Origin of the sequence: Agrobacterium pusense, assembly GCF_013285525.1 — a bacterium.
Taxonomy (GTDB): Bacteria; Pseudomonadota; Alphaproteobacteria; order Rhizobiales; family Rhizobiaceae; genus Agrobacterium; species Agrobacterium pusense.
This window is the reverse complement of sequence record NZ_CP053857.1, coordinates 1,206,825-1,220,083: the sequence shown is the minus strand read 5'-3', so window position 1 is coordinate 1,220,083 and position 13,259 is coordinate 1,206,825. Positions and strand designations below refer to the sequence as shown.

Sequence of the window (13,259 nt, the reverse complement as noted above, 5' to 3'; positions counted from 1 at the left end):
GAAGGACGGGGCTTTGCTGGTTTTTGTGTAAGCCGATCAGTCTTCGTGGATATGGCTGTGGTCGCGCGTGTCGCGCATCTTCACATAAACCACCAGCGACAACGCGATCATGATCGTCACATACCAGAAGAACCAGTTCTCGTGGCCGATCTGCTTGAACTTCAAGGCTACGAATTCCGCCGTTCCGCCGAATATGGTGTTTGCCAGCGCATAAGGTAACGCCACGCCGAGCGCGCGAATATGGGCCGGGAACATTTCCGCCTTCACCACCGCATTGATCGAGGTATAGCCGGTGACGATCAGCAGGCCGATCAGCACGAGGCCGAAAGCCATGATCGGATCGGTTGTGATCGAAAGCGTGCTGAAAATGACATAGGTGAACAGCGTTCCCAGAATGCCGAAGCCCACCATCAGCGGTTTACGGCCGATCTTGTCCGACAGCGCACCGGCAAGCGGCTGACACAGCATGAAGACAAAAAGCGCCGCCGTGGTAATTTCCGTGGCGCTTTCCTTGCTGAAGCCCGAGGTGTTGACGAGGAACTTCTGGAGATAGGTGGTATAGGCGTAAAAGGCGAGCGTGCCGCCCGACGTCAATGCCATGACCATCAGCGCTTCCTTCGGATAATGCTTGAAAAGCGCCCATCCGCTGGATTTCGGCTTGTCGGCGGCGCCAGTCTTGGCGTTTTCGAACGATTGGGTCTCGACGAGGCCCCGTCGGATATAAAATACCGCGATGGCCAGAAGGCCGCCGATGAAGAAGGGAATCCGCCAGCCCCAGGAACCGAGCTGCTCTGGGGTCAAAACCCGCTGCAATACCAGAAGAACGGCAAGCGCAAGGAGCTGACCGGAAATCAGCGTCACATACTGGAAGCTGGAGAAGAAACCACGGCGGTTCTTGCCGGCCATTTCGCTGAGGTAAGTCGCGCTTGCGCCATATTCGCCACCGACGCTGATGCCCTGCAGCAGCCTTGCAAATACCAGAATGGCAGGGGCGGCAATGCCAATCGTTTCGTGGCCGGGCGTAATCGCGATCAGCAGCGAACCGAGACACATCAACGTGACGGACAGGGTCAGACCCGCCTTGCGGCCCTTGCGGTCTGCATAGGTGCCCATGAACCAGGCCCCGATGGGCCGCATCAGAAATCCGACGGCAAAAACGGCAGCGGCACTCAAGAGTTCGGCCGTCTGATTGCCCGAGGGGAAGAACACCGGCGCGAAATAGAGGGTGAAAGCCGAATAGACATACCAGTCGTACCATTCGACGAGATTACCCGCCGATCCGCCGATAATGGATTTCAAACGGGTTTTCTGGTCCGGCGCGGCGGCGGGACCATTTGCCATAATATTCACGGGTTGACTCCAATTCATCTTCGTCTGGAGATGGAAGGGCGAACGGAAGGTGTGATAATTTGTCGCTCCTGTCGAGGGTATATACTCGCCATGCTGCGATGCGCAAGTTTATACCGCGTTGCAATATTGCTGAAAAAGCAGCCGTGGCGTCTGAAAGACTTCCTCCTCCCCGGCATTTTCGCCACCCGTTTTTATCACGATTGCTGGGCAGAAACCATCAAAGGAAAACTGGACGACCTTGAACCGCCTTGTAAGCCGCGCCGGCTCAACTAAAATATATCAATGATTTACGACATATCCGACATCCAGCTTGAGAAGCTCCTCATCGCCGCCGCCCGGGCGGGCGAAGCGCTGGCGCGGCTGGACGAGCGGATAAGCCGATCACCGATGAGAGAGGGCTTCATCGAAAGGCAGGATTTCACCGACGCCATCTCCTCCATGTGGGTGGACGGCGAACTCGTGCACATGGAAGACCTCGTGTTGCATGACGCCCATATGGATGTGCGTGCGCCAAGCCATGAAATGACGGCGGCACACCGAATCCTCCGCTCACGGCGGCTGATCTTTGCCAATGCGGCCGGCTGGGCTTTCACCGCACCGGGTCTTTCCCGGCTGCGCGGCAGGGCGTCGCCCGCGGCCGAAGAGATGCTGCCCGCACGGCAGACCGTCGATCAGCCCGCAGGCGAGCAGGTACATGAGGAGGCTGAGACATCGCTGGACGGCGCTTTTTCCGAACTCGACGCCCTTCTGGCGCGAAGCGCAGCCACGCTCGATGCGATCACCGCCGGCAACGCGCTTCCGTCGATGCACAGGGAGGAAAGCCATGCGCTCATCAACGAGCCTGACTGGGACGAAGACGAACGGCTGAAAGAATGGTGGGACGTGCAGTCGCGGACGGAGGAACTGCCGGCAATTCTGCGCACCGCCATCCTGCTTGATTCCTGGAACATGATAGAGGTTCTCCAGCGCAGCCCCTGGCTTGGGCGGCTTCTGGCCTCGGCTTTTCTGCGCGATGGCGCTGTCACGCCCGATCATCTGCCGGCCCTGAGCGCCGGTCTTCGTGCCATCCCGAGGGAGCGGCGGCACGCCAGAAACCAGACACAGCGCATCCTCGCGCTTCTCGACAGTTTTTATGAGGCGGCGCTGGCCAGCATGAAGGAACACGACCGGCTGAGCCATGCGCGGGAGCGGATGATGCGCAAGTTGGCCGGCCGCCGTTCCTCTTCGCGATTGCCCGAACTCGTCGAGCTGGTCGTTTCCCGCCCCGTGGTCTCGGCAGCCATGATCGTGAAGGAACTCGGCACCACGCCACAGGGCGCAATCGGCCTCGCCAACCAGCTGGAATTGCGGGAGGTCACCGGTCGCGGCCGTTTCCGCGCCTGGGGCATGCTGTAGCAGCCCTTTGCAGACTATCCGGAAGGTAAAAAGGACCGTTTCCCAGCCACTTTCGCATGGAAACGTGTCTCGCCAATCCGGCGATCACGAATCTTAACAAAATTTAACTATTGCGTAGGTCAACGAAGCGGCTATGTTCCTCGCTGCGTTGCAACACCGATTTCTTCTCCGGCAACGCGGTCGCATTCGGCCCGGCAACTTTTCTCTGCCGCCCGCATTTAAGTGTCCATCATCAGGGAGATGCAATAATGACAATTTCAGTTTCACAACCCGATTCCGATCACGAAACCGATGCTCCTTTCGCCAAAAAGGTCCTGGCAGCGCGTAATCTTGCCGGCTATACGATCGAGCAGCTTGCCGTGACCTGTGGCCTCACCACGAGCGAAATACGTGCCCTGGAAGACGGCACGGACAGCGATCCCCTGCGCATCCGGCGTGTTGCCGCCGCGCTGCATATTCCGGTCGAAACCGTTATCTGATCTTTCATATCGATCACGAAAAATCTCAGCGCCGCCGGGAAGATGTTCCCGGGAACATCGAGGCGGCGCGCGCAGCCCGGAGACTGCCGGTTCTTTCGGAACATTTTCCGCATTCGCTCCCTTAACATTTTCGTTATCCGGCACCACATGCAGTTCGCGAGCGGGGACGTTCAGCGACATTCAACATGTATCCCGCCCGCCGAGAGCAGCAACAACCTCCGGAATCCTGCCATGACATTTACGCTCGACACCGAAGAACGGGTTTCTTCAGCATTGGCTGAATTGTGGCCGGCGGAGAAAACCGAGACTCTCGACTGGCTGGTCACCGGCACCAAGGACGAACGCTTCATCGACGAAATCTTCGTGGAGCTTTGCAACCGCTTGCGGGCAAGCGGAATTTCGGTGGCGCGCGGCGTTCTGGCTTTCCGTATCCGCCATCCGCAATGGCTGGGCGCGCGGATTTTATGGAAAGCCGGCATGTCCGAAGCCGAGATCGTCACTTATGGCTACGGCTCGGAAAACACCCCCGAATATCTCAACAGCCCGATCAGGGACATTCACCAGGGCGCGAGCGAAATCCGGCATCGCCTGAACGTCGACGCCATCGACGAAACAGGTTACACGATCTATGAGGAGCTGCGGTCGGAAGGGCTGACGGATTATTGCGCCTGGCCTATTGAGCACACGTTCGGCAAACGCCACGTCGCATCGTTTTCCAGCGATCGCCCCGGCGGTTTTTCCGACGAGGAGATCGTCGCGCTAAAAAACCTCCTGCCCGCGCTCGCGCTGGTGAGCGAGATACGCCTGAAAAACAGGATGACACGCACCCTTCTGGAAACCTATGTGGGACCACATGCGGGCGAAAAAATCCTGAACGGCGCGACGACACGCGGCAGCGGCATGACGGTGGGAGCAGCAATCCTGATCTGCGACCTGCGCAATTTCACCCATATTTCCGATCTATGGCCGCGTGACGATGTGATCGAGCTTCTGAACGGTTATTTCGACGCCATGTGTGATCCGATCGAGGAATTTGGCGGGGAAATCCTGAAATTCATGGGCGACGGGCTGCTGGCGATCTTCCCGCTCAGCAACCCGGATGCCAGCGAAAACCTCCTGAAGGCCATTGCCAGGGCGCAACGAAGCCTGATCGCACTCAACGAGATCAACCGTCAAAAAGGCCATGACCCCTTGGGTTATGGCATCGGCGTTCATGTCGGCGATGTCATGTATGGCAATATCGGCTCGAAAACCCGGCTCGATTTCACCGTCATCGGACCCGCCGTCAACATCGCATCGCGGCTTGAGACGCTGACCAAGGAAACAGGGCGCAACGTCCTCTTCTCCGAAGAATTCGTGCGCATGGCCGGCAACGGGACCGGGTTCGAAAGTCTGGGCCCTTGGCTGTTGCGCGGCCTCGAAACCCCGGTCGAAGTTTACGCTCTTCCGCAAAATCCCGCATCGGCGCCCGTCGCCGCCTGATTGGCTGCGCTGGCTGCCCGGCTTGTAACGGCGCATTTTAAGCCGAACGGCACCTCCCCGACACCCTCCGGAGCCGTGATTTCGGCTGCCCTGCGCGACGTCAAATCGCTTGACACGCCATGCCTGTCGATCTAGCAAAATGGAACATATATTCTATATCGAAACATTGTTTGCATTCATATTCTGCCTCTCCGGGAGTGACGGGCGGACGTGTGAAGGAACCGGAGGAAAAATGGTTACGAAATTGGCCCTGCTTGGCGCCGGACGGATCGGCAAGGTCCATGCAAAGGCGATCACCACCGACAGCCGCGCGCAGCTGGTGGCTGTCGTGGACGCCATGGCCGGCGCTGCGGAAGCAATCGCACGTGAGGCCCACTGCAAGGTCAGCACGATCGAGGAGGTTCTGGCCGACGAAACGATCGACGCGGTCATCATCTGCACGCCGACCAACACCCATGCTGATCTGATCGAGCGTTTCGCCCGCGCCGGCAAGGCGATCTTCTGCGAAAAGCCCGTTGATCTCGATGTTGCCCGCGCGGAAGCCTGCGCCAAGGTGGTGGAAGAGACCGGTGCGAAGGTCATGCTCGGTTTCAACCGCCGTTTCGACCCGCATTTTCAAGCTGTTCACAAGGCGATCGACGACGGCCGCATCGGCAAGGTCGAAATGGTGACAATCACCAGCCGCGATCCCGGCCCGCCCCCGGCCGAATATATCAAGGTTTCCGGCGGCATTTTCCGCGACATGACCATTCATGATTTCGACATGGCCCGTTTCCTGCTCGGTGAGGAAGTGGAAAGCGTGTTCGCCACCGGTTCCGTTCTGGTCAATCCGGAGATCGGCGCACTCGGTGATTTCGACAGCGCAAGCATCATTCTGACGACGAAAAGCGGCAGGCAGGCGATTATTTCAAACTCTCGCCGCGCGACCTATGGTTACGACCAGCGCATCGAGGTACACGGCTCTCTCGGTTCGGCAGCAGCCGAAAACCAGCGCCCGGTTTCCATCGAAATCGCCAATGCTGATGGCTACACCCGGCCACCGCTGCATGATTTCTTCATGACGCGTTACACGGCAGCCTATGCTGCGGAAATCACTGCTTTCATTGACAGCATCGAAAATAACACCGCGCCCTCTCCTTCCATCAAGGACGGTTTGGTCGCGCTGAAGCTCGCCGATGCGGCGCTGAAATCCGCAACGTCGAAAACGGTCGTGACGATCGCCTGAGGTAGCGGCTAGAGCGCCGCGCATCTTGCCAAACTCTCTGTCCGCCGTGCAATTATCGACGGCGGACAGCCGTGCGTTTCCCAAGGCCTCGCCAGCGGGCATATCGGGCACATCGTCCAGATCCCACATTGATCTGCGGCGCTCAAATCCACAACAGGCTGCTTCCGGGCTTGCATGGCTGCTATTCGGAAAATAAGGTTGTCTGACAAGGTGCGGCCATAACATATGGCCATATCCATCTCATTCACGCCGAATCCTTTTTTTGCCGGCAAACTCCGGACAGCGGTTTTTCCATGCCATCAGCCAAGACCGGTTTTCTTTATGCGCTTGTCGCCTTCACGATCTTTGCGGCGCAGGATGGCATATCGAAACATCTGGGCAGCGCCTATCCACCGGTCTTCGTCGCCATGTTGCGCTACTGGGCCTTTGCCGTTTTCGTTCTGCTTATGGCGGCGAAGTCTTCAGGCGGCATTCGCGGTGCCGCCATCGCCAATCGCCCCTGGCTGCAGATCAGCCGTGGTGTCCTCCTCGCCGTACAGATCGTCTTTTCGATTTTCTCCTTCGCAATCGTCGGCCTTGCCCACAGCCATTCCATCATCGCTTCCGCCCCGCTCATCGTCGCGGCGCTTTCCGTGCCGCTGCTGGGGGAAAAAGTGGGCTGGCGGCGCTGGTGCGCTATTTTTGTCGGTTTCATCGGCGTTCTCGTTATTCTCAAACCCGATGGCGAAGGTTTCGACAAGAGCCTGCTGATCACCTTCGTCGCCGCATTCATGCTGGCGCTTTATGGTGTGCTGACACGGCTCGGCAGCCGGAGCGATACGGCCATGACAAGTTTCTTTTATACCGGCGTGGCGGGCGCTGCCGCCCTGACGCTGGTTGGCCCGTTTTATTGGGTCAGCCTGGCGCCCCATGACTGGGGATGGATGCTGGCCCTGTGCATTACCGGCATGAGCGGCCATTACTGCCTGATTAAAGCCTTCGAACTGGCGGATGCGGCTTCCGTGCAGCCTTTTTCCTATTACCAGCTCGTGCTCGTCTCCATCATCGGCGTCACCATCTATGGCGAGGTCGTGACTTCCAATATGGTGATCGGCGCGGCCATCGTCATAGCAGCCGGTCTTTTCACCATCTGGCGGGAACACATGACCGCACGGAAGGGTCGCCGGCAAGGCTGATATGCCTGCCGGCCGGAGCCGGCCTAGACGAGAGCCGCCTCGCAGCGCAGCAGCATGCCGAAAAGATCCCGCGGCTCATCCGGGTCCGCCAGCAGGTCCAACTCCGCATAGAGCCCGGTGGACGGCAGTTTTGAGCGTACATAACGCAGCGCCGAAAAATCCTCAGTCGCGAAACCCACGCTGTCGAACAGTGTGATCTGCCTGTCGTTTGCCCGGCCTTGCTGTTCACCCGTTATGACCCGCCACAGCTCGGTAACGGGGTAATCCGGCGGCAATTGCTGAATTTCGCCCTCAATACGCGTCTGCGGCGGATATTCGACAAAAATGTCGGATCGCAACAGAATGTCCCGGTGCAATTCCGTCTTGCCGGGACAATCCCCACCAACAGCGTTGATGTGGATGCCGGGGCCTACCATGTTGTCAGTCAGGATCGTCGCATATTGCTTGTCGGCAGTCACCGTGGTGACGATATCCGCGCCTTCCACCGCTTCTTCCGCACTGTCGCAGATCTTGATGGCAAAGCCCTGCCCGGCGAGATTGCGGGCGCATTTCTCGCTGGCGGAGCGGTCGATATCAAACAGCCGCAACGTATCGATGCCGAGAATGGCCTTGAACGCCCGCGCCTGGAATTCGCTCTGTGCGCCATTGCCGATAATGGCCATTGAACGGGCGTTTTGGCGGGCGAGATATTTCGCCGCAACGGCGGAGGTGGCGGCAGTGCGCAGCGCAGTCAGGATCGTCATTTCGGTCAGAAGCAGCGGGTAACCATTGCCGACATCGGAAAGCACGCCGAAGGCCGTCACGGTCTGGCGGCCCTCCTTCATGTTCTTCGGGTGGCCGTTGACATATTTGAAGCCGTAAAGCGTGCCGTCGCTGGTCGGCATCAGCTCGATGACACCCTCCGTCGAATGGGAGGCGATGCGCGGGGTCTTGTCGAAGCTTTGCCAGCGACGGAAATCCTCCTCCACCACATCGGCGAGCTCACGCAGGAACGTGTCGATCCCCACCTTGAGCACCAGCTTCATCATGTGATCGACGCTGACGAAAGGCACGATATTGAGGTTTGGTATCACGGTCATCACATCACCCCTTTCAGCCGGCCCGCGTCGGGCGGTCCATGACCCGCTTGCCCATCAGGCTGGTGGCAAGATCCACCATCAGCGTCGCGGTCCTGCCGCGCTCATCGAGAAACGGATTGAGTTCCACGAGATCGAGGCTGCAGACCAGCCCGCTGTCATGCAGCATCTCCATGACAAGATGGGCTTCGCGGAATGTCGCGCCGCCCGGAACCGTGGTGCCGACAGCCGGCGCGATGGACGGCTCCAGAAAATCGACATCGAGGCTGACATGCAAAAGCCCGTTTGCCGCCTGAACCCGCGCCAGGAATTCACGCAGCAGCACGGCAACGCCATGCTCGTCAATCGAACGCATGTCGTGAACGGTAATGCCGCTTTTTTCCAGAGCGGCCCTCTCGGCAGGGTCGACGCTGCGGATGCCGATCATGCCGATATTGTCTTCCGGAACAGCATGGGAAAGCGGCGGGAAATAACCGGAAAAACCATCACGCCCGCTGAAATAGGCGACCGGCGTGCCATGCAGATTGCCGCTGCGTGTGGTTTCAAGGGTGTGGTAATCTGTATGAGCATCGAGCCAGAGGACGAAGAATGGCCGACCCGTTTCAGCCACGCGGCGCGCCATGCCGGCAACCGTCCCCGCCGAAATCGCATGGTCGCCGCCGAGGAAGATCGGCACGGCGTCCGCGCTTTCGCGATAGGCCGCTTCCGTCAGCGCCTCTGTCCAGGCCACTGTTTCAGACAGATGATGCACGGCCGCGTTAGGGTGGCAAAATTCCCGGAGCGGCGCGGGCGTCACATTGCCCGTATCCACCACCCGATGCCCCAGCTCTTCGAGGGCATGGGCAAGCCCCGCGACGCGATAGGCGCTCGGCCCCATTTCACATCCCAGTTGCCCGGCCCCGATCTGCAACGGCGCACCAACAAGCCTGATATCCATTCCCATCCTCACTTTCCCGACCGACAACTCCACTAGACCACGGAGACATGGCAGAACGAACATCAAAGATTGGCAATATTATCGAAATAACCTACCGTTTTGGTAAAATCGTTTTATCGAAATGGCAGGTATGGACAAACTCGACGAACGCCTCATCACCCTTCTGCGGCATAATGGCCGGCGCAGCATCTCCGACCTGGCCGTGGAGACTGAAACCTCGCGCGCGACGGTTCGCTCGCGCGTCGAAAGAATGGAAAATGACGGTACGATCATCGGTTATACCGTCATCCTGCGCGCCGATGCCGTTGAAGCCGCAATCCGCGGCATCATGATGATCGAGATCGAAGGCCATGTGACGGACCGCGTTATCCGCACGCTCGGCGGCTTTCCGGAAATCTCCGAAATCCACACCACCAACGGCCGCTGGGATCTGATCGTGGAACTGAATGCCGCGACACTTAGCGATTTCGACGCCGTGCTCCGCCGCATCCGCCTCGTGCCCGGGATTACCGGCAGCGAGACCAGCCTGCTGCTCTCCACCCCGCGTTCCACCCGCGCAAGGCTTTGACACAGAGACGAAAGGCAAAAGCAGGATAAAACGCATTTTTCGATTTTTTCGACTTGCGCCCCGGAATAAATCATCTATATGACGACCCACCAAAGCGAACGCGACAACGCGTTTCAGGCTTTTGGGGAATAGTTCAATGGTAGAACAGCGGACTCTGACTCCGTCGATCTTGGTTCGAATCCAGGTTCCCCAGCCAACACCTTAACTCCCTTTACATCCTCGATTTTTGTCTCGTAGCGGATATCATTCCGACGCTACTCGCCTGCGGCCGATATCGCGGCGGCGAGCGCCCTGATGGCTGAGGCGTGGGACGGTGTGCGCGCGCGGGAAAGAAGCACGATGTCAGAGATTGGCAATGGTGGCAGGCCCAGCTCGGGGCCGCGATCCGGCAAGCCTCGGGCGCTGATCTCGCCGAGGGCTGCGATGCCTGCGCCGGCAAGCACTCCTTCCAGGAGCGCAGAACAGCTTCCAGCGGTGAATGCATCGCGCCAGGCGACGCCAGCCTTTCCAAGCTCGGCTATCGCAATATCCCGGACACCACACCCCGCCCCAAGAGAGACGAGCGGAACGGCGCTGTTGGTGCGCGGTCGCCAGTCCGGGGCCACACGCCATCCCAGCCTGTCGGTGCGCAGCACTTCGCCATCGGACCCGCCGCCATTGCGACGGATGATTGCGGCATCGGCCAATCCGGAAGCGAAGCTTTCCTTCACCTGCCGGGAAAAAGCCAAGGTCACATCAATCACAGCATTGGCCGGCAGCGATGCGCGCATTGCTCTTATCGCCGCCGAAAGGCGGGTCCCGATCGCGTGATCGCTGGCCGCCAGCGCAAAGTGCAGCGGTGGCTCGTCACTGAAGTTCAGCGCATCCTCATGTTTGGCCAGCAGCTCGCGGGCCTTCGGCAGAAACACCTGCCCATCCTCCGTCAGCCGAAGGTGGCGTGGCGAGCGGTCGATCAACCGTCTGCCGAGACGCTGCTCCAGCATCTTCAGCTTCTGGCTGACGACGGGCTGCACGGTTCCCGCAGCCTCGGCCGCCCTAGTCAGGCTGCCCAGTTCAACGGCGAGAATGAAGAGGCGGACGCCTTCAAGATCAATCATATAAAATCGCTATGAATGGAATAGCATTCATTATCTTCTCATTATGATAAAATTTACGCAAGGTGGTTTTCGGCAACAAGGAGATAACACCATGCCCATGATCAAAGCCCGCTACACCAAACCCCAAGACGCAGACGATCCGAAGCTGGAAATCGCCGCTGTCCTGTCCCGGTTGACTGCGGACATCCTGCACAAAGACCCGGCGGTTACCGCCGTTCTCGTCGAAAGTGCCGATCCCGCCGACTGGATCATCGCCGGATCGAGTGTCGCCGAACAGAAGATCGGCACATTTTATGTCGAGGTTTCGATTACCGATCACACAAACATCAAGGACGAGACGACCGAGTGGGTACGCCGTGTCTATGAAGAGATGAACAGGCTGCTTGGCCCCGTGCACGAAGCAAGCTATGTGCTGGTTCACGCCGTGGATGGCGACACCTATGGTTATGGCGGGCAAACGCAGAACCAGCGGTGGGCGCGCAAGCACGCATGATGGGGGCGGGTGAATAAGAAAAGCCCGCGGAGCAGTGGAACGAGATGGTACTCTATGAACTGGCCGCCGTGGGCGCCGCAACCTGCTGGGCGATAACGGGGCTGCTTGCCGCCCGCCCGGCGGGGCATCTTGGCGCGCTTGCCTTCAACAGGACAAGGCAGCTTTTTGTCGCCTCGGTGCTCGGTCTATACGTCCTCGCATCAGGAATCTGGCGGGACCTGCAACCGGATGCGCTGTGGGCGCTGTTGCTTTCCGGCGTCATCGGCATCTTCGTTGGCGACACGCTGCTTTTCACCTGCCTCAACCGGCTGGGGCCACGCCGCTCGGGAATCCTGTTTGCGCTCAACGCTCCCATCGCCGCCGTGCTTGGATGGGCTGTTCTCGGGGAACAGCTTTCCGTGACAGCCATGGCCGGTATAGGCCTCACCCTTGCGGGCGTGCTGCTCGCTATCCTTTTCGGCAAACGCAAATCCCAGCTGCACGCATGGGAAAGCGTGAAGGGACCGCTCTGGCTCGGCGTCCTCGTCGGCCTTCTCGCAGCTCTCAGCCAGGCCGTTGGCTCGCTGATCGCGAGGCCTGTTATGGCAGCAGGTATCGATCCCATCGCCGCATCCATGCTGCGGGTGGGCGTCGCCGCAATCTGCCTTACGATGTTGACAATGCTCCCCATCAAGGCCGTAAAACCCAAGGGGCCATTGACGGGCAGCATTTTCCTCCAGACGGCGCTGACCGGCACGATCGCGCTCGGCTTCGGCATGACGTTGCTGCTGTTTGCGCTTTCTGGTGGCAAGGTCGGCATTGTCTCCACACTTTCGGCCACCACGCCGGTCATCATCCTGCCATTGCTCTGGCTCAGAACCGGGGAGCGGCCCGCATCTGGTGCGTGGGTGGGAGCCGCTCTTGTCGTTATCGGCATGGCGTTCGTGTTCTGGCGCTGACGCAGCCCCTCACCGGGAAAACCGTAAAGCTAGACGCGATAAACCACGGCTCCGCCCGTCATGCCCGCGCCGGCTGCCGTCAGAAGCAGATTTTCACCGCTCGCGAAAGGTCGTCCTCTGTTGGTCATGGACAGCGAAAGCGGGATGGTTGCGGCGGAAGAATTGCCGAAGCTTTCGATGGTGCGAACCGTCTTTCCCCGCTCGATACCAAGATTGCCACAGACGGCATCAAACATGCGGGCATTGGCTTGATGCGGTACGAAGCGGCCGATATCGGCTGCGGTCAGTTCCGCCTTTTCCAGCACGCGCTGTGAGGTCTCGGTCATGAGCGCCACGGCGCGGGAGAAAACCTCCCTGCCATCGCGCATCGCCATCAGGGCATCTTCGGCGGGCATATCGGCGCAAAAGGGCCGGCTGCTGCCGCCTGCCGCAATCTGGATGAGATCGTAACCGCTGCCATCGGCAACCAGATCGGCCGACAACAGCCCGCGTTTCGCCTCAGGGCTGGGGGTGAGCACCACCGCGCCGGCAGCATCGGCAAACAGGACGGCGCTCGCCCTTTCCGCCGGATTGATGCGACGGCTGAGAATATTGGCAGCGACGACAAGGACAGCGCGGCCATGGGTGCGGACAAAACCATCTGCGACGGTAAGCGCATAAAGAAAACCGGAACAGGCCCCGGCAAGATCGATCGCTCCGGATCGCGTCAAGCCCAGCTTGTGCGCGAGCAGCGGCGCGGAAGGCGGCAGAAGATGGTCCGGCGTGGAGGTGGCAAGCAGCGTCAACGCGATGTCATCGGCTTTGATTTTCGCGTCCGCCAGCGCCATCCGGCCCGCCTTTTGCGCAAGGCCACTCAACGTGTCGTCCTTCTCTGCCCAATAACGGGAGCGAATGCCGGTACGCCGCTCGATCCAGCCGAACTCCAGCCCCAGATTGGCCTCGATCTCGGCATTGTTGACGCAACGGGCCGGAACGGCATGGCCAAAACCGGCCATGCGGGAAGAGCGTGTCCGCATTGTCAGGGCTTTCCCAATGGTCTGAACA

Annotated in this window: 13 protein-coding genes and 1 tRNA gene; 9 read left to right on the top strand and 5 right to left on the bottom strand. The window is 59.5% G+C overall.

The genetic code is table 11. The features are described 5' to 3' along the window. Positions 1–36 precede the first annotated feature (36 nt). Positions 37–1,341 carry an MFS transporter gene (locus HQN82_RS19225; RefSeq protein ID WP_173616014.1) on the bottom strand — a complete coding sequence of 435 codons (1,305 nt, stop codon included), beginning with the start codon at positions 1,339–1,341 and terminating at the stop codon, positions 37–39. Positions 1,342–1,632: 291 nt separating this feature from the next. On the opposite strand from HQN82_RS19225, the gene HQN82_RS19220 reads away from it, so the two are divergent. From HQN82_RS19220 to HQN82_RS19200, 5 genes are all read left to right on the top strand, one after another. Continuing rightward, entirely contained in the window at positions 1,633–2,745 is a 1,113-nt protein-coding gene (locus HQN82_RS19220) for an RHE_PE00001 family protein (protein ID WP_173615617.1), read from the top strand. Positions 2,746–2,993: 248 nt separating this feature from the next. After that, positions 2,994–3,224 carry a helix-turn-helix domain-containing protein gene (locus HQN82_RS19215; protein ID WP_004437583.1) on the top strand — a complete coding sequence of 77 codons (231 nt, stop codon included), beginning with the start codon at positions 2,994–2,996 and terminating at the stop codon, positions 3,222–3,224. A gap of 231 nt (positions 3,225–3,455) precedes the next feature. Then, positions 3,456–4,706 carry an adenylate/guanylate cyclase domain-containing protein gene (locus HQN82_RS19210; RefSeq protein ID WP_173615616.1) on the top strand — a complete coding sequence of 417 codons (1,251 nt, stop codon included), beginning with the start codon at positions 3,456–3,458 and terminating at the stop codon, positions 4,704–4,706. Between the two features lie 232 nt (positions 4,707–4,938). Further along, a complete protein-coding gene (gene iolG, locus HQN82_RS19205) occupies positions 4,939–5,931 on the top strand; it encodes an inositol 2-dehydrogenase (RefSeq protein WP_173615615.1) in 993 nt (330 codons plus the stop codon). 293 nt (positions 5,932–6,224) lie between these two features. Further along, entirely contained in the window at positions 6,225–7,106 is an 882-nt protein-coding gene (locus tag HQN82_RS19200) for a DMT family transporter (RefSeq protein ID WP_004437576.1), read from the top strand. A gap of 23 nt (positions 7,107–7,129) precedes the next feature. On the opposite strand, the gene HQN82_RS19195 is transcribed toward HQN82_RS19200, so the two are convergent. Together HQN82_RS19195 and rocF are read right to left on the bottom strand one after the other, a co-directional pair. Next, entirely contained in the window at positions 7,130–8,185 is a 1,056-nt protein-coding gene (locus tag HQN82_RS19195; RefSeq protein WP_173615614.1) for an ornithine cyclodeaminase, read from the bottom strand. 13 nt (positions 8,186–8,198) lie between these two features. Continuing rightward, positions 8,199–9,119 carry an arginase gene (gene rocF / locus HQN82_RS19190; protein WP_173615613.1) on the bottom strand — a complete coding sequence of 307 codons (921 nt, stop codon included), beginning with the start codon at positions 9,117–9,119 and terminating at the stop codon, positions 8,199–8,201. Positions 9,120–9,249: 130 nt separating this feature from the next. Between rocF and HQN82_RS19185 the strand changes: the two genes are divergently transcribed. Both HQN82_RS19185 and HQN82_RS19180 read left to right on the top strand, forming a co-directional pair. Next, a complete protein-coding gene (locus tag HQN82_RS19185; protein ID WP_006698144.1) occupies positions 9,250–9,687 on the top strand; it encodes an Lrp/AsnC family transcriptional regulator in 438 nt (145 codons plus the stop codon). A gap of 122 nt (positions 9,688–9,809) precedes the next feature. Beyond that, a tRNA-Gln gene (locus HQN82_RS19180) sits at positions 9,810–9,883 on the top strand. 58 nt (positions 9,884–9,941) lie between these two features. Here HQN82_RS19180 and HQN82_RS19175 read toward each other — a convergent pair. Further along, positions 9,942–10,784, bottom strand: coding sequence for a LysR family transcriptional regulator (locus HQN82_RS19175; RefSeq protein WP_173615612.1), 843 nt, complete (start codon positions 10,782–10,784; stop codon positions 9,942–9,944). Between the two features lie 91 nt (positions 10,785–10,875). Here HQN82_RS19175 and HQN82_RS19170 point away from each other — a divergent pair, with 91 nt between their 5' ends. Then, the gene (locus tag HQN82_RS19170) at positions 10,876–11,277 is read left to right on the top strand and encodes a tautomerase family protein (protein ID WP_173615611.1); all 402 of its coding nucleotides are present in this window, start codon (positions 10,876–10,878) and stop codon (positions 11,275–11,277) included. Positions 11,278–11,321: 44 nt separating this feature from the next. Further along, complete coding sequence (locus HQN82_RS19165) at positions 11,322–12,215, top strand: DMT family transporter (RefSeq protein ID WP_173615610.1); 894 nt, start codon at positions 11,322–11,324, stop codon at positions 12,213–12,215. A gap of 29 nt (positions 12,216–12,244) precedes the next feature. Here HQN82_RS19165 and HQN82_RS19160 read toward each other — a convergent pair whose 3' ends face one another. Continuing rightward, positions 12,245–13,231, bottom strand: coding sequence for a beta-ketoacyl-ACP synthase III (locus HQN82_RS19160; protein WP_173615609.1), 987 nt, complete (start codon positions 13,229–13,231; stop codon positions 12,245–12,247). Positions 13,232–13,259 lie beyond the last annotated feature (28 nt).